The following is a 15,504-nucleotide window of genomic DNA, read 5'->3' on the forward strand; positions in this document are numbered from 1 at the left end:
ACGAAGGGGCGCCTGCGAGCGCCCCTTGACCTGCGCGGCACGGGCGGGAGCGCCACGTGCCATGCTAGCAGCTATGCCCTGCGGCGCGTCGCCGCCGTCAGGCCTTCCACCATGGGCGCAGCGGATACCACTTGCCGTCCGGGTGCCCCACGCGGTCGGGCTTGACGGCCAGGAACTGGTGGACCTGAATGCCGTCGATCTCGAAGTTGAGCGAGCAGGCCGCCATGTACAGGCCCCACACCTTGGCGCGTTCGAAGCCCACCTGCCTGACGGCGTCGTCCCAGTTCGCCTCGAGGTTCTCGCACCAGTGGTGGAGGGTGAGCGCGTAATGCTGGCGCAGGTTCTCCTGATGCACCACGTTGAAGCCGGCGTCGTGGATGCAGCTTTCAATGAATCCGGGGGCGCCCAGATCGCCGTCGGGGAAGATGTAGCGATCGAGGAATTCGTCCTGGCCCGGCGTGCCGTCCGGCTTGTCGTGGCTGATGGTGATCTGGTGGTTGAGCAGACGGCCCATGGGCTTGAGCAGACGGTACATCTCCTCGAAGTAGCTCTGATAGTTCTTCACGCCCACGTGTTCCATCATGCCGATGGAGCAGATGCCGTCAAAGTCGTGTTCGGGCACTTCGCGGTAGTCCTGCACGCGCACCTCGGCGAGGTCCTGCAGGCCTTCGCGGCGGATCCACGCGTTGGCCCAGTCGGCCTGCTCGTGCGAGAGCGTGACGCCGAGCGCCTTGATGCCGCGGCGGGCGGCGGCGATGACCATGGAGCCCCATCCGCAGCCGATGTCCAGCAGACGTTCGCCGGGCTTGAGGCCGAGCTTGTCGAGCACCAGACGCAGCTTGTTGGCCTGCGCGTCCTCAAGGCTCATGGACTCGTTCTCGAACACGGCGCACGTGTATGTCATGGAGGGGCCGAGGAAGTCGGCGTAGAACTCGTTGGACATGTCGTAGTGGAAGCTCACGGTCTCCGAATCGGCCTTTTCGCTGTGGGGCAGCAGGCCGCGCTTGATGCGCGCGAACTTGCTCGGCCCTTCGGTCTGCGGTACGTCCGGGGTGCGCCATCCGTGACTCAGCACGGCGGCGACGATGCGCGCCACGTCCACCGGCGAGGGGCGGCGCACGTAGCGGGCGAGCGAGAACAGGTCGCGCAGCACCGGGTACGGGTTGGCGTAGCTGATGCCGTCCACGTCGAGGTCGCCGAGCACGTAGGCGCGCACCACGCCGATCTCGTTGGGATGCGACAGCAGCTGGTAGACGGCGCGGGAACTGGTAATGCGCAGGTGCAGTCCGGCGGTTTCGGGTCCGAAGTGGGATCCGTCGAATGCGTCCACGCGCAGCGGCGTCTGAGGATCAAGGAACAGGGCGATCATTTCACCGACCGTCATCGACTTGCCATTGGCCATGGCTACCACCCCTTTTGCAACAATCATGGCATGTAATCGTTCCGCAAAGGTAGTGTAGTCCGCCCGGATGCCGGGCAAGGGCGACATGTCGCGTCCCGGGTGACGGTTTTGGCTGCACCGCGCCCCTAACGGGCGCGACGACCGGTCGAGCGAAGCTCGGCCGGTAATACGAAATGCATGTTCTCCCGTATCGTCTCCACCGCGTGCATGCCGGTGTATCCCAAGGCCCGCAGCGCGCCGATCACCCCGCTGACCAGCTCCTCCGGCACCGAGGCCCCGGAGGAGACGCCCACGGACCGCACGCCCGCGAACCATGCCGGGTCAAGGTCTCCGGCGTCGTCCACGCGGTGGGCCGTGCCGCGTGCGCCGAGCCCTTCCTGCGCCACTTCCACGAGCCGCACCGAGTTGGACGAGTTCGCGGAACCCACGATCACCACGCAGTCGGACTGTTCGGCCACGAGCTTGACCGCTGCCTGACGGTTCGACGTGGCGTAGCAGATGTCCGAGCTGGGCGGCATGGTCATCCACGGAAAGCGGGCCTTGAGCGCGGCGATGGTGTCCGCGGTCTCGTCCACGCTCAGCGTGGTCTGGGTGAGCAGCACGAGCTTGGCGTCCGGGGAGAACGACAGCCCGTCCACGTCCGCCACGTGCTCGATCAGGTGAACGTGCTCGGGGGACTCCCCCACCACGCCGACCGCCTCGTCGTGCCCCCTGTGCCCGATGTAGACGATCTCGTAGCCTTCCTTGACGAACCGCAGCACCTCGCGGTGCACCTTGCTCACCAGCGGGCAGGTGGCGTCCACGATGTGCATGCCGCGGCGCGCGGCTTCCTCCTTGACCGCGGGGGACACGCCGTGCGCGGAGAACACCACGGGCACGCCGGCGGCCACCGCCTCGTCCGGGATCTCGTCGAGCTCCTGCACGAACACGGCTCCCTGGGACGCCAGATCCTCCACCACGTGCCTGTTGTGCACGATCTGTCTGCGCACGTACACCGGAGGCAGGCCGTTCGCACCGCCCGCGCTCCGCTCCCCCGCGTTCCCCGCGGCCTTGAGGATGGTCTGCACGGTGAGGATGGCCCGGTCCACGCCGGCGCAGAACCCGCGCGGATCCGCCAATACGATGCGTCTGCCGTCCGTGGCCGTGTTCGTCATGCCGTCGTCCTTCCCGTCAAGCGTGCGATGCCCGGCCCCTGCCGCAGGCATCCGACTGCCCAGTATGCCATGCGTCGGTCACATCGACCGTTCAGATCTTCGGCGCATTCTTCAATGCCCGAATGCCTTCGTCTTCGGCCGGCGCATCCGGTATACCGATGAGATCGATCGCCTGCGAGACGATGGCGACGATGGCAGGCGCCTCTTCGGTCACGGAACGGTATATTTCGTCGAAGTCAAGATTGCCGTAATCATGGACAATCCAGTCTCGGGTACCGGCTATCGCCTTCCACGCAACATCCCTCTGGGACGAAACGAACTGCTTCGAGAGTTTCTTCACATGCTCGCCGACCTGGACAATGGACATGGACACCGCATGCTGACGCAGCTCATCCTCACCGAATTGCTCGGCTGTAACACCGTTCAGAAACGATAGCGCCAGCTCAAGTTCATGGCGGATCTGCAACAGATGAACCAGATCCCGCGGGGAATCGACATCGGATCGTCGGCCGCTCATGCGGATTCCTCCAAGACGGGCAAAATGCGGAGAATTGGCTTGGACGCCACGTTGCGTACGAACAATGACCGGATCAGCTCATCGTACGGTTTCTTCGCCGGTCGCGTCATGTAGCCGACGTCCACGAGATCGATATCCCTGCCAAACGCTTCGCGCAGCGCATTCCTGAAATTCGCCACCCGTCGTCCGCGCATATCGTCATCGGCGATGCCGTAGATGAAGTCGATGTCCGAGTCGGCGCCAGCCTCTCCGCTGGCCATTGAACCGAACAAATACAATTCGTCGATACCGTATCGTTGCGCGATCGGCCGGGCGGCCGCGGCGATCTCGGACGGTGAAGGAACCGCCGCATCTCGTCCGGAACACGTCCGGACAGCCGAAGTGATTGCCGCTGTCATGCTTCCCATCCTACCCGCATCCGACTGTCCAGTATGCCATGACGGGACGGCAGAGCCGGACTGCGGCACGGACCGCGGAAGCCCGGCGGTCGGTCAGGCCTGCGGCTGCGACGGTCGGCCGGAGCCGGAAGGACCGGCGGGACCGGACACGGCAGGCTCGTCGTCCGCACCTTCCTCGATCTTCTTGCGGTTGTACAGGTACTGCGCCGCCCAGACGGCCATGAGCACCAGATCGAACACGATGCCGATCACCACGCTGCCGTATTCGTTGGCCGTATAGATGGGCGCCACGATGCACAGCACGATGCACACCGGCAGCAGCACCATGGTGCGGCGCTGCTTTCCCTTGTAGTTCATCGACCAATAGACGAGTGACTTATCCTTCTTGCCGGCCATGTCGATCATCCCCTTTGCCTGATGCGGGCCGTTTACGCTTCCAGTCTACCGCCAGATCCGAAGCGCCATGCCGGCCGTTGCGAGGCAGGGCGCGCGGTAAGGTGGTGAGCGGTAACAATCGCTTCGTTCCACCATGGAAAGACCCAATGGGAGTGATCAGCATGACGACTCAGCGCGCCGCCCGCTACGGCAAGCAATTCACCATCACCCACGGCGACTATTCCGCCGTGATCTGCGAGCTCGGAGCCACGTTCCGCAAGGTGCAGTACCGCGGCAAGGACATCGTGGTCCCGTTCGACGAGAACATGCAGCAGTCGAACACCTGCCAAGGCTTCGTACTGGTGCCCTACCCGAACCGCATCAAGGGCGGCGAGTACGACTTCGAAGGCAAGCACTACGAGCTGCCGATCGACGAGCACGCCCGCAACACCGCGCTCCACGGCTTCGGCTACCGCTACTACTGGACGCTGGAGGAGCTCACCGAGTCGAGCGTCACGCTGTCCTGGCGCGTGCCGAACATCAACAGCTACCCGTTCGATCTGACCGTGACCGTCACCTACACCCTGACCGACGCCGGTCTGGAGATCCACGTGGAAGCCGCCAACCACGGCGACGTGAACGCCCCCTGGGGCTTCGGCATCCACCCTTACATCGCCAACGGCGGCAATGCGTACGGAGCCGCGGTCACGGCCGACAACGACCGCTGCCGTCTGGAGCTCAAGGCCCGCACGCATCTGACGGTGGACGGCAACCTGGTGCCCACCGGCGAGGAGCCGGTGTCCGGCCAGTACGATCTGACCGGCAACCCGCTGCTCAAGGACCACAACTTCGACGACGGCTGGACCGACGTGGAGCGCGCCGCGGACGGCAGCACCACGGCCACGTTCACCCGCATCGACGGCATGAAGGTGGCGGTGACCGGCGACAAGACGATCAACGGCTGGCAGGTCTTCACCGGCGACGTGATGCCGGACGACCAGCACCCGGCGGGCGTGGCCATCGAGCCGATGACCTGCAACGCCAACGCGTTCAACACCGGCAAGCACCTCATCGTGATCAAGCCCGGCGAGACGACGGCCTCCACCGTGCGCATCGGCGTCGTCGACTGACGCCGGCGGCCCGACCCTCGGACACTGCGCGCGGCGTGGCGACCTTCCGGCAATACGGTCGGATCACCACGCCGATTTGTCATGGCCGTTCAACCGTGGCATAATATGTTTTTTTGTAGGCTTAATTCATTAGCAAAGGAGTCCATCATGGGCATGCGCGGACGCAAGCGCAGGGATCGTCGTAAGAAGGCCGCCAACCACGGCAAGAGGCCGAACACCTGATCCTTGGCCGTCATCTACGGCGAAGACCTATAGAAAAGCCCGCATCTCGGCGGATGCGCACGCGGTACATGCAGTGCGCACGGAGCCGAGCAATGCGGGTTTTTCCTATCTCACCGTTCCTTGCAGCACCGGTCGAGCACGGCGTTGAGCTTGGCCATCAAACATTCGGGGGCCTGATCGGGCCTGAGGTAGGCGCGCAATGCGGCGATCATCGCCCGCTCCCCCTTGTCACAGCTCGATTCCACGTCAAAGCAATCGCAACCGCACCCCGCGCTCGCGGCTTCCACCGCTTCCGGGGAACCCTGCATCTCGGTCATGTGCACTTCCGTACGCGTCATGCCGTCGTCGCTGACGGTCACGGTACGCGTGATCGACACGTGCGCCCGGCAACAGCCGGCGGCCGCGTCGGATACCGCGGACCCATGCTCCTCGCTCATGCCTGCTCCTTTCCCTCGCGCTTCCCATTATCGCCGTTTCCGCGCGGTTCGTCGGATTCACCCTTGGGCGTATTTTCACTCTTCCCGTTCCGGCCGCCATCCGCGTCGAGATAGCCGCGTGCCGCCGCATAGGAGGCGAGTTCGCGCTTGAGCTGCGTGCGGGCGCGGTTGAGCCGGCTCATCACCGTGCCGATCTTGACGTGCTGCTCGTCCGCCACCTGCTGGTACGACTTGCCGTCGATCGCCGCGTCGATGAACACCTGCCGGCGTTCGGGGCTCAGCTTGTTGAGCGCGGCGAGGATCTCCTCCGGTGCAAAGGCGTCCAGGTACTCCTCCTCGGCGGAACGCAGGCCCTCCGGGGAATGCTCGGCCGCGTCGTAGATGTCCCAGTCGTCGTATTCGCCGGTTTCGTCGTTGGCGCGCTGCGGGCGGCGCTTGGCCTTGGAATACTGGTTGAAATAGGCGTTGCGTTCGATCGTGGTCATCCACGCCTCGAAGTTGCTGCCCTCCTTGAACGTATCGAACGCCTTGAAGGCACGCTCGAACGTGTCCTGCACCAGATCCTGGGCGTCGTCGGGATTGTTGGTCAGCCGCATGGCCTGACGGTACAGTGCGTCCACGGCCGGCATGGCAAGGGCCTCGAAGCGGCGTCGTCTGTCTTCCATGCTTTCACTCACAGCACGTATTCTAACCGGCCCGCCGTATTCTACCCGGATGGCTATGGTGGGAGGTTATGAATGAGGAGCTGTTGCATGCGATCGACTCGGCCGGCGAGCAGGATCCGGGCACGCCGCTGGCGGATTCCCTGCTGCTGGGGTTCGATACGGAAACGACGGGCATAGCCGCCGGACGGGATGCGATCGTGTCCGCCACGCTGGTGCTGCGCGACCCGGCGAAGGGCCATGAGGGGGATGCGATCGCCTCGTGGATCATCAACCCGCACCGGCCCATGAATCCGCGGGCGAGCGAGGTGAACGGCTTCACCGACGAGTTCCTTGCGGAGCACGGCGAGGAGCCGACCGTGGCCGTTGAGGCCATCGCCGCACTGATCGCGGCCGCGCAGGCGCGCCGCATTCCGCTGCTCGCCTACAACGCTCCGTTCGACGTGCACATGCTCGAGGGCGATCTCAAACGTTGGAAGCTTGAGACGCTGGATGAGCGTCAGGCGGCCGCCGGCCGGGCTCCGATGCCGCTGCTCGTGGTGGATCCGCTGGTGATCGACCGCAAGGTCTCCAAGCGCAAGGGCAAGCGCACGCTCACGGACACGACGTTCTACTACGGCGTGGAGCCGCACGGCGACTTCCACGACGCCACGGCGGATACGATCGCCGCGGTGGACCTGATCGCCCCCATGGCCACGCTCTACCCGCAGGTGGGCGGCATTGCGCTGGGCGACCTCATGGACTGGCAGCACGCCGCCTACGCCGAATGGAAGGACTCGTTCAACCAGTGGCTCGCATCCCGGGGCAAGAGCCCGGTGCGCGGCGGCTGGCTGTAACCGGGGCCTGACCGGTGGAACGCATGCCCTGAAACGGCATGCACCGTAGAATTGTGGAAGACAACGATGGCGGGAGTCCGCCGGCGGAACAACGTGAAGAAAGGACGCATATGGCTTTGACCCTGGCTTCGGCGGCGGCGCTGCTGAGCGAACACCATCTACTGCGGGAGATCATCCACGGGAACGTATGGACGCTGGACCCGCAGCGCATCGGTCCGGCGGCCGAGGCGCCGGTGACGGACGTCACGTACGACACCCGCACGGTGGCACCCGGTTCGATGCTGTTCTGCAAGGGCAACTTCAAGGCCGAATACTTGAACGGCGTGGATGACCGGGGTCTGGCGGTCTACGTGGCGGAGACCGACTTCTCCGCGGCCACCAAGGCCCCCGGTCTCATCGTCAACGACGTGCGCCGCGCCATGAGCCTGCTCTCCGCCGCATTCTTCGGCCGCCCGCAGGACTCCCTGACCGTGGTGGGCATCACCGGCACCAAGGGCAAGACCACCACCGCCTACTTCACGCAGGCCATCCTCAACGCCGCCTCCGGAGGCCGCGCCGCACTGTTCTCCTCGGTGGACAACTGCCTCGACGGCCACACCTACGCCGAATCCGACCTCACCACGCCCGAATCGCTGGACGCCTTCCGCATGATGCACCGGGCCGTGGCCAACGGCATGAAGTACCTCGTGATGGAGGTCTCCTCGCAGGCGTACAAGGTGGACCGCGTGTACGGCCTCACGTTCGACGTGGGCGCGTTCCTCAACATCTCCCCCGACCACATCAGCCCCATCGAACACCCCACGTTCGAGGACTACCTCCACTGCAAGCGGCAGATCACGGTCAACAGCCGCGCGCTGGTGCTGGGCGCCGACTGCGCGCATGCGGACCTGATCCGCGAGGACGCGGCCGCCGGGCATGTGCCGGTCACCACATTCGCTCTGCGCAACGGCGACGGCGACGGCGATACGAACGGCAGCGCGGATGCGGGCGCAGCACCCGCGGACGTCGTGGCCCGACCCGCCACCGCGGACCACAGTGCGTATGAGATCGTTACGGACGGCACGTCGCTGGGCGAGTTCCGCTTGGCGCTGGACGGCGACTTCAACTACGCCAACGCGGCCGCCGCCATCGCCATCGCGCATGCCGCCGGCGTGGCGCTGGACAACGCCGAGGCGCTGCACGCGCTGGAGCCGGTCACCGTGGCCGGGCGCATGGAACGCTTCGAGGATCCGCAGTCGAACACCGTCGCCATCGTCGACTACGCGCACAACTACGCGTCCGTCACCGCGCTGCTCGACTACGTGGACGAACGCTACGGCACGCGCAACCCGCGCATCACGCTGGTCACCGGATCCGCCGGGGACAAAGCGTTCGACCGCCGCAAGGAGATCGTCGAGGCCGCCGAGCACCGCGTTGCGAACTTCGTGTTCACCGCGGAGGACACGAACACCGAGCCATTCATCGACATCTGCATGGAAATGCAGGGTTACATCACGGTTCCGGACGTGGCGTCCACGGTCATCTCCGACCGCACCACGGCCGTCACCAACGCCGTATACGACGCCCGCGCGCACGCCGACCGCTTCAACGTGCTGCTCATCATCGGCAAGGGCAACGAGCGCTGGATCAAGGACCGCAACCGCCACGTGCCGTACGAGGGCGACGATCACGTGATCGAGCGCCTGTTCGGACTGAACCAGAAGTGAAAGTGACGAAGGAACCAATCGCATGATCACCATCGAACCCATCGAACTGCCCGATCTCGAGCGCGAGGCCGCCGAGCTCGGCATCACCCTGCCGATCGAACAGACCGGCATCTGGGCCAGCTTCCAGTCGGAGATTCCCGGCCGCACGCCGTGGGGCGCCTTCCGCGTACGGCGTGACGGGGACACCGTGGCGTTTCTCTCGCTCATCGACATGGACACGCACGGCTACCATTACCTCAGGTCCATGCACGGGCCGGTGTGGGCCGTCAAGCCCGCCGACGCCGCCGAGGAACGCGAGGTGATCGACGCGATCGCCAAGGCCGTGAAGGAGCGTGACTCCAAGGTGGCGTTCCTGCGCCTCGACACGTGGTTCGCGGACGGCTACGAGAAGGCGCTGTCCACCGTGCCGTACGACCGGACCGTGGTGATCGACATCACCGGCGGGGACGACGCGATCCTGGCGCGCATGAAGCGCCGCGGCCGCCGCGACGTGCGCAAGGCCCTGCGCGAATGCCCGGCCGAATGCGCCGACGAGACCGACAAGGCCATCGCCGACTTCGCCGAATACTACGACGTGATGGTGGAGACCGGCAAGCGCGACGGCTTCACGCCCGCCCCGATCACCGACTATTCGGACATGATCGCCGCGCTCGGCGCCAAGCACTGCCGCGTGTTCGCCGCGCGCATCGAGGGCCGGGTGGTCGCCTGGTCGATCGTGACCGTCAACGGCCCGCTCGCCGTGCGCTACTACGCCGGCATGCGCAACGACGTAATGCGCCTGCACGTGACCGACAAGCTGCTCTACTCCGAGTGCTGCCTGCTGGGCGCGCAGGGGCTCACCGCGTACGACCTCATGGGCATCGGCTCCGACTTCGCGCCGAGCCTCATGGGGCTCAACGAATTCAAGACCAAGTTCACCGAGGAGGTCACCGAGGTGGCCGCCGGGCACGACATTCCGCTCAAGAAGGTGTTCTACAAGTCCCTGCAGGTGGCCAAGGCCGTCAAGGACCGCATCTAGCCGTCAGCCGTGATCCGGGACATCTGGCTTCCGGATCACGGCCCCGGCTCCGCTTTCGGCGGCTACTTCGGACGTAACACGGGGTAAATGCGTCCGAAGTAGCCGCCATCTTCCATTTCGGTGGCGATTTGAGACGCATTTGCCCTGTTCTGCGTCCCAGATCGCCACCATTTTCCCATCCCGCATCCGCCGTAATTGGATTCGTGCGTGGCTGGGATGCCGCGGCTCACAGGCAGCCGAGCACTGCGTCACAGATGGCGTTCGCGCGGCGGCGGGCGGATTCCCCGTCGGCCCCCAGTTCGGTGGGCAGGCAGACCGCGCCCGCAACGAGCCTGCCCGTGACGGGCAGTCGATCATGCACCGCGTCGGTCACCCCGTAGGCGGCCGGATCGGTCACGCCGGGGAACAGCTCGGGCCGGTACCAGCGCTCCGCATATCCGCCGGCGGCCCGCACGGCGGCGAGCACACGTTCCGCAGCCGGCGTGTCCGGCAGGAACAGCGGAAACCTCAGCAGCGGCTGGGGACGGCCGGCGAGCGCGCCCGCCGGAATGCCTAGCGCGTCCGCTTCCTTGCCCAACCGATCGCGGTACACGGCCACCACATGCCGCCGTGCGTTCTCATTGGCATCCAGCACGTCGACGGCTTCCGCGGCCCGTTCCTCTATCCACGCGGTCGGCTTCATGGCCTCGTATTGCAGGCCGCCCGCCCGTTCGGACTCGGCGATCGGCGGCTCGTACAGTCCGGCCTTGGTCAGCACGCCGCGCAGGGTGCCGCCCAGTCCGCCCAGCCGGGACAGCACACGATTCTCGTTCACGTACACGCGCGTGACGGCATCCAAGCGCCCGTCCGGCCGGGGCAGCGCGTCCAGCCGCCCGCGCAGTTCCCCGTCCAGCACGGGTTCGGATGCGGCCAAGCGCGGATTGACCCAGATGGCGCCGCCGAATCTGGTCGGCAGGATCTTCTCCACGCCGAAGGAATGCACGGAGATGTCCGCCAGCGGGGAGCCGTCGTCGCCGCGGGCCATGCGGCACACGCAATGGGCGCAATCCTCGACGAGCAATGCGCCTTCGATGCGCCGGGTCGCCTCGGCCAGATCGAGGTCGCTCGCCGTGTCCACGATGCCGAACGTGTGCTGCAGCATCACGGCGCGCGTGGGCAGCGGAGCCTCGGCCGAGGCATCTTCGCCGGTTGCATTGCCGGTCGCCGTACCGCCGTGTGCCGGGAGCAGTGCCTTCGCGTCAATGGCCAATGTACCGGCATTCACTTCTTCGTAGCGCGGAGTAAGCCCGGCGGCGATGATCGGGTCGACAGCCGTGCAGCACGTGAACAGTTGCGTGCGCACTTCCCCTGCGCCATGCACCGACTTCAGGGCTTCGAACGCCACCTGCATGCCGTAGCGTGCCTTGAACACGGGGTACCAGTCCCCCGGATCGGTGCCGGTACGGTTCGCCAGTGCCTCGCGCAGGCGGGTCGTCGAGCTTGCTTCGGTCATGGGTCCTCCCCTGTATGCGGTCTGTGCCTTGTACGGTCGGTGTCTGAGCCCCACTGTAGCGCGCGAGGCCGTCGCCGGGGCTTGAGAAGGACGATTGCCGGCGACTGACAGCGGCAAACGGGCCCGTCAGTGAAAAAATACGGGCCGTGCGGACCGAAATCCGCGATTCACAGCACAATAGGGTCGCAAATCAGCCGAAAAACGGCCCGATAGTGCTGCGAATCGGCAATATCGGCCCGCACAGCCCGTATTTTCGCGTTCCGGACCGTCGGACCGTCCTCGTGCATAGGAGAGGCTTCAGTCCCGCGCTGAGGACGGCCAGCCGCCCGCCGTCTTCTTCGCACCAGAACCGTAGTGCGGCCATCCCCATGCATGAGATCAGCCCGTATCGCTGGACCGCACGACGGCACGCATTGGCAACTCCGCACACGTGGACGCGAACAGGGCCCTCTGCTGGCAGACCGTCTGTCCCTTGCCATCTCCGCGCGCACGAACGTGACCCGGCGGAGCTCGCGGACGCGGAAGATGGTAAGGAACAGACGGCACCTATGGTCGTACGGGACGCCGAGCGGCGGGGCGAACCCGACCGCGCACACCCCTGGCACGGAAGACGGCTGTCTGCATCCGCGCCAGTGTCTCATTCGGATGGCGCACCCCGGTCACGGAAGACGGCACAGCGCTGCGCGTATAGTGGTGCCAGTTGGACGTACACGGCCCAAGGCAAGGAGACGGATACATGACGGCTTTCCAACCGGTGATTCTCGGCGGCGATCTGGGAGCGTACGCGCTGGCGAGGGAGCTCAACGAGGCATACGGCGTCAAGCCGATCATGGTGACGGCCTACAATCCGTCCGCCATCCGCGATTCCGCAATCCTCGAGCGCCATCCGTTCGTCCAAGCCAGCGAGGAAGGCCCGCTCGTGGACGAGCTGCTGAACCTCGGCAAGGAGCTCAAGGCACGCAATCCGCGCCGCCGTCTACTGCTGCTCGCCAACACCGACTGGCGCATCCACGTGCTCGCCACGCATCGCGAGGAGCTGGAACAGTACTACGTGCTGTCCATTCCCCCGCTCGAGGTGATCGAGCAGGTGAGCGACAAGCAGGAGTTCGAGCGTCTCGCCACTGCGCAAGGCATGCCGGTGCCGAAGTCGTTCTACGAGGACTTCTCCGCTGCCGGAGAGCCGGGCTGGACGCCGCAGCCGGTCCCTGCGGACCTGCGCTTCCCGGTGGTGGCCAAGCCGGCGGATAGCTCGCAGTACGAGAACCTGCTGTTCGAAGGCCGGCAGAAGGTCTACCGCATCGACACCCCGGAAAAGTTGGACGCATTGTGGTCCACGCTCGCCAAGGCCGGGTTCCGCGGCACGTTCGTGGCGCAGGAGCTGGTGGAGGGCGACGACACCCAGATGTATTCGGTGACCGCCTATGTGGATACCACCGGTGCGGTCTCGCTGCTGTGCTCCGCGCACGTGCTGCTCGAGGAGCATCATCCCGCCACGCTGGGCAACCCCTGCGCCATGATCACCGAAGCGATTCCGGAAATCCTCGAGCCGGCCCGGCGCTTCCTCGAATCCATGCCGTACCGCGGATTCGCGAACTTCGACGTCAAGCGCGACCCGCACACCGGCAAGTTCTATTTCCTCGAGGTCAACCCGCGTATCGGCCGCAACAGCTTCTACGTGCTCGGCGCGGGCATCAACCCCATGGAGGTGCTGGTTTCGGACGTGATCGAGGGCCACCCCATGGCCCCGCGCGTGGCCGACGGCGAGGTGCTGTATTCCATCATCCCGAACCGTCTGCTCCGCCGCTACGTGCTCGACCCCGACCTCAGGGCGCAGGTGATCCGACTGCAGAAGGCCGGGCGCATCAGCCCGCAGCGCAACCCGCGGGACATGAGCTTCAAGCGTTGGTTCCATCTCATGGAATCCGAACTCAACCAGTACCGCAAGTTCGCCAAATACTACCCCAAGCCCACCAACACAGGGTTCTAGGCCCATTTCGCCGGGCCGTCGCAGCGGTTGCAGCGGTCGAGGCCCCGCAACGGCCCGGCAATCCTCCGAACCCTTTGCGGAGTCTCCGATTCCCTGTGCAGACCCCACCGAGCCCACTACGTAGTGCCCGCTTGGCGCGTACTTCCGATTTGTGCGGTCGAATTCCGCCACCACCCCAAGTATCACCCGCGCCATTGCGGCCAAATGCCAATGGCGATACCCGGCACCCCCGCCGAAAACCACCACACAAATCGGAAATACCACGGCGCTCAAGTCCGAAAACGCCCTGCAGCACTCCCAAACGGCGTAGTTTGTCATTGCCGACACCTTCGCCAGTTCATCCACAGGATCTTGCAATATTCCAATTTCAATACATCCGCCGCATTATCCCTCTGAATTTCTAGTACACTAAAAATACAAAGGAGAAGTGGCACGAATGTACATCAAAAGAGACAAACTCATCGGCAGAATAGCCGAGCATCGGAACAGCCCGGACATCAAAGTGCTCGCCGGCGTCCGACGATGCGGCAAAAGCACGCTGCTGGCCAAGTACGCCGAAACCCTGCTCACGGACGGAGTCCCCACGACCAACATCTTCATCAAACGCTTCGATTCGTTCGACATTCCCATCGGCTACAGCGTGCACGACCTGCAGGAGGATCTGTCGGCCGCAATGCGCACGGCCAAGCCCGGGCTGTTCTACGTATTTCTGGACGAAATCCAAGACGTGGACGAATGGGAGACCATAGTCCGGCGATTGCATACGCGCCCGGATACGGACGTGTACATCACGGGTTCAAACGCACGATTGCTCTCCGGAGATCTCGCCACATATCTTGCCGGCCGGTACGTCACCATTGACGTTTACCCCCTCTCGTTCGAGGAATACCGGTTTCACCGCATCGAACAGGGAACCACGGAACCGACAGATCAGCTGTTCGCCTCATACATGCGGTTCGGCGGCATGCCGGGTCTGTTCGCCAGCGGCCTTCCGGACGAAGCCAAGGCCACGGAAACACTTTCCGCCGTCTACGAATCCGTAATGATCAAGGATGTGGCCAGACGCTATGGCATCCGGGACATAGCGACGCTCGAAAAGCTCACCAGATACCTGTTCGCCACATCAGCGAATCTGTTTTCGGTGCGCAACGTGGTCAATACGCTCAACAGTGCCGGGGCACGCGCATCATACATGACCGTGGACAATCAGATCGATGCACTGGAAAAGTCGTACATCCTGTACAGCGCCGAGCAGGAGCGTATACAGGGCAAGGAAATGCTCAGGCCTCAACGCAAGTACTATCCGGTCGACAACGGGTTCCGCAACCTTGCCACGGGTTTTTCGGGATCGGACATGGGTGCACAGCTCGAAGGCATCGTATTCATGGAGCTCAAGCGCCGGGGATATAAAGTCACCATCGGCTCGGCGCCGGGCAGCGAGATAGACTTCATTGCCCGGCACAACGCGAGCAGACAGTACATCCAGGTCACGCTCAACATGATGGACGAGCATACGAGGGAGCGGGAACTGGCACCGCTGCAAAAGCTGAACGACGCCTTTCCCCGCCTCGTACTGACACTGGACTGGTACAGCGAGGGCATCACATCCGAAGGCATCCGCATCCTGAACGTCATCGACTGGCTGTGCGGCAAGGCATAGAGAAAGCCAAGCACATCACTGTCCGTGCATAGGCGGAACCGGCATTCCGCACGAAGCTCCTCTCCGACCGCCGAGGCCGCGCCCGGTCGGAGAGAGCCACACACGAACCGGCAGTGTCTCACACCGATCGGCAAAGCCACACACCGACCGCGCACCGGCTTCACCCATTACCATGTTTGGTAGGCCCTGATGGTCGGGGCCGGGTCGCCGGTTCCGGTATGACTCTCTCGCCCTGTCGTTGATGATCCGGGGGGTGTTGTCGCCGGGAACGGGGACGTTCGCAGACCGCTGATAGGAACCAGGCCGGCAGCACGGACGCTTCGGGGCGCATGGCGCAGGTCTCTCCGTAATGTGGGTGCGGCGCGGACGTCCGGATCCCCATTGCACGGGTTCCACGGCGGCCGAGGACACCTTCATGACGGGAGGGACGACGATGACTCCGGAAGACATCGACGTGTGGATCGGTCTGGACGTGGGCAAGGGCGCGCACCACGCGCACGCCCTCGAC

At 64.8% G+C, this 15,504-nt stretch carries 15 protein-coding genes; 7 read left to right on the top strand and 8 right to left on the bottom strand.

The genetic code is table 11. From position 1 onward, the window contains the following. Positions 1 to 97 precede the first annotated feature (97 nt). The 5 genes from AC1AZA_RS09585 to AC1AZA_RS09605 form a co-directional block, all read right to left on the bottom strand. The gene (locus AC1AZA_RS09585; protein ID WP_476514436.1) at positions 98 to 1,402 is read right to left on the bottom strand and encodes a class I SAM-dependent methyltransferase; all 1,305 of its coding nucleotides are present in this window, start codon (positions 1,400 to 1,402) and stop codon (positions 98 to 100) included. 125 nt (positions 1,403 to 1,527) lie between these two features. Further along, the gene (locus AC1AZA_RS09590; RefSeq protein WP_476514437.1) at positions 1,528 to 2,556 is read right to left on the bottom strand and encodes a 4-hydroxy-3-methylbut-2-enyl diphosphate reductase; all 1,029 of its coding nucleotides are present in this window, start codon (positions 2,554 to 2,556) and stop codon (positions 1,528 to 1,530) included. Between the two features lie 91 nt (positions 2,557 to 2,647). Further along, positions 2,648 to 3,073, bottom strand: coding sequence for a HepT-like ribonuclease domain-containing protein (locus tag AC1AZA_RS09595; protein WP_476514438.1), 426 nt, complete (start codon positions 3,071 to 3,073; stop codon positions 2,648 to 2,650). Then, entirely contained in the window at positions 3,070 to 3,471 is a 402-nt protein-coding gene (locus tag AC1AZA_RS09600; protein WP_476514439.1) for a nucleotidyltransferase family protein, read from the bottom strand. The genes AC1AZA_RS09595 and AC1AZA_RS09600 overlap by 4 nt, the downstream gene beginning before the upstream one ends. Positions 3,472 to 3,564: 93 nt before the next feature. Next, the gene (locus tag AC1AZA_RS09605) at positions 3,565 to 3,867 is read right to left on the bottom strand and encodes a hypothetical protein (protein ID WP_476514440.1); all 303 of its coding nucleotides are present in this window, start codon (positions 3,865 to 3,867) and stop codon (positions 3,565 to 3,567) included. A 161-nt stretch (positions 3,868 to 4,028) separates the two neighbouring features. Here AC1AZA_RS09605 and AC1AZA_RS09610 point away from each other — a divergent pair, with 161 nt between their 5' ends. Together AC1AZA_RS09610 and AC1AZA_RS09615 are read left to right on the top strand one after the other, a co-directional pair. After that, a complete protein-coding gene (locus AC1AZA_RS09610) occupies positions 4,029 to 4,976 on the top strand; it encodes an aldose 1-epimerase family protein (protein ID WP_476514441.1) in 948 nt (315 codons plus the stop codon). Positions 4,977 to 5,123: 147 nt separating this feature from the next. Next, on the top strand, positions 5,124 to 5,198 hold the full coding sequence (locus AC1AZA_RS09615; protein ID WP_099327425.1) for a 50S ribosomal protein bL37: 75 nt from the start codon (positions 5,124 to 5,126) through the stop codon (positions 5,196 to 5,198). Positions 5,199 to 5,308: 110 nt separating this feature from the next. Here AC1AZA_RS09615 and AC1AZA_RS09620 read toward each other — a convergent pair whose 3' ends face one another. Both AC1AZA_RS09620 and AC1AZA_RS09625 read right to left on the bottom strand, forming a co-directional pair. Beyond that, complete coding sequence (locus tag AC1AZA_RS09620; RefSeq protein WP_476514442.1) at positions 5,309 to 5,635, bottom strand: hypothetical protein; 327 nt, start codon at positions 5,633 to 5,635, stop codon at positions 5,309 to 5,311. Then, positions 5,632 to 6,300: a sigma-70 family RNA polymerase sigma factor gene (locus AC1AZA_RS09625; RefSeq protein WP_476514450.1), complete on the bottom strand. Its 669-nt coding sequence runs from the start codon at positions 6,298 to 6,300 to the stop codon at positions 5,632 to 5,634. Before AC1AZA_RS09625 ends, AC1AZA_RS09620 begins: the two co-directional genes overlap by 4 nt. A gap of 68 nt (positions 6,301 to 6,368) precedes the next feature. On the opposite strand from AC1AZA_RS09625, the gene AC1AZA_RS09630 reads away from it, so the two are divergent. From AC1AZA_RS09630 to AC1AZA_RS09640, 3 genes are all read left to right on the top strand, one after another. Then, complete coding sequence (locus tag AC1AZA_RS09630) at positions 6,369 to 7,133, top strand: exonuclease domain-containing protein (RefSeq protein ID WP_476514443.1); 765 nt, start codon at positions 6,369 to 6,371, stop codon at positions 7,131 to 7,133. Between the two features lie 110 nt (positions 7,134 to 7,243). Continuing rightward, positions 7,244 to 8,839, top strand: a complete 1,596-nt coding sequence (locus AC1AZA_RS09635; protein WP_476514444.1) for a UDP-N-acetylmuramoyl-L-alanyl-D-glutamate--2,6-diaminopimelate ligase — start codon at positions 7,244 to 7,246, stop codon at positions 8,837 to 8,839. Between the two features lie 22 nt (positions 8,840 to 8,861). Then, complete coding sequence (locus AC1AZA_RS09640) at positions 8,862 to 9,857, top strand: lipid II:glycine glycyltransferase FemX (RefSeq protein WP_476514445.1); 996 nt, start codon at positions 8,862 to 8,864, stop codon at positions 9,855 to 9,857. Positions 9,858 to 10,083: 226 nt separating this feature from the next. On the opposite strand, the gene AC1AZA_RS09645 is transcribed toward AC1AZA_RS09640, so the two are convergent. Next, the gene (locus AC1AZA_RS09645; protein WP_476514446.1) at positions 10,084 to 11,349 is read right to left on the bottom strand and encodes a DegT/DnrJ/EryC1/StrS family aminotransferase; all 1,266 of its coding nucleotides are present in this window, start codon (positions 11,347 to 11,349) and stop codon (positions 10,084 to 10,086) included. 736 nt (positions 11,350 to 12,085) lie between these two features. On the opposite strand from AC1AZA_RS09645, the gene AC1AZA_RS09650 reads away from it, so the two are divergent. Together AC1AZA_RS09650 and AC1AZA_RS09655 are read left to right on the top strand one after the other, a co-directional pair. After that, positions 12,086 to 13,336 (top strand): carboxylate--amine ligase, encoded by a 1,251-nt coding sequence (locus AC1AZA_RS09650; RefSeq protein WP_476514447.1) that lies wholly within the window; start codon positions 12,086 to 12,088, stop codon positions 13,334 to 13,336. A gap of 436 nt (positions 13,337 to 13,772) precedes the next feature. Next, positions 13,773 to 14,996 (top strand): ATP-binding protein, encoded by a 1,224-nt coding sequence (locus AC1AZA_RS09655; RefSeq protein WP_476514448.1) that lies wholly within the window; start codon positions 13,773 to 13,775, stop codon positions 14,994 to 14,996. The last annotated feature ends 508 nt before the right edge of the window (positions 14,997 to 15,504 follow it).

The organism is Bifidobacterium sp. LH_389, assembly GCF_056357235.1.

What these genes read in the sequence shown, in the direction of transcription:
- AC1AZA_RS09585 (WP_476514436.1), bottom strand. Translation starts at nt 1,402, where the DNA reads ATGGCCAATGGCAAGTCGATGACGGTCGGTGAAATGATCGCCCTGTTC.
- AC1AZA_RS09590 (WP_476514437.1), bottom strand. Translation starts at nt 2,556, where the DNA reads ATGACGAACACGGCCACGGACGGCAGACGCATCGTATTGGCGGATCCG.
- AC1AZA_RS09595 (WP_476514438.1), bottom strand. Translation starts at nt 3,073, where the DNA reads ATGAGCGGCCGACGATCCGATGTCGATTCCCCGCGGGATCTGGTTCAT.
- AC1AZA_RS09600 (WP_476514439.1), bottom strand. Translation starts at nt 3,471, where the DNA reads ATGACAGCGGCAATCACTTCGGCTGTCCGGACGTGTTCCGGACGAGAT.
- AC1AZA_RS09605 (WP_476514440.1), bottom strand. Translation starts at nt 3,867, where the DNA reads ATGGCCGGCAAGAAGGATAAGTCACTCGTCTATTGGTCGATGAACTAC.
- AC1AZA_RS09610 (WP_476514441.1), top strand. Translation starts at nt 4,029, where the DNA reads ATGACGACTCAGCGCGCCGCCCGCTACGGCAAGCAATTCACCATCACC.
- AC1AZA_RS09620 (WP_476514442.1), bottom strand. Translation starts at nt 5,635, where the DNA reads ATGAGCGAGGAGCATGGGTCCGCGGTATCCGACGCGGCCGCCGGCTGT.
- AC1AZA_RS09625 (WP_476514450.1), bottom strand. Translation starts at nt 6,300, where the DNA reads ATGGAAGACAGACGACGCCGCTTCGAGGCCCTTGCCATGCCGGCCGTG.
- AC1AZA_RS09630 (WP_476514443.1), top strand. Translation starts at nt 6,369, where the DNA reads ATGAATGAGGAGCTGTTGCATGCGATCGACTCGGCCGGCGAGCAGGAT.
- AC1AZA_RS09635 (WP_476514444.1), top strand. Translation starts at nt 7,244, where the DNA reads ATGGCTTTGACCCTGGCTTCGGCGGCGGCGCTGCTGAGCGAACACCAT.
- AC1AZA_RS09640 (WP_476514445.1), top strand. Translation starts at nt 8,862, where the DNA reads ATGATCACCATCGAACCCATCGAACTGCCCGATCTCGAGCGCGAGGCC.
- AC1AZA_RS09645 (WP_476514446.1), bottom strand. Translation starts at nt 11,349, where the DNA reads ATGACCGAAGCAAGCTCGACGACCCGCCTGCGCGAGGCACTGGCGAAC.
- AC1AZA_RS09650 (WP_476514447.1), top strand. Translation starts at nt 12,086, where the DNA reads ATGACGGCTTTCCAACCGGTGATTCTCGGCGGCGATCTGGGAGCGTAC.
- AC1AZA_RS09655 (WP_476514448.1), top strand. Translation starts at nt 13,773, where the DNA reads ATGTACATCAAAAGAGACAAACTCATCGGCAGAATAGCCGAGCATCGG.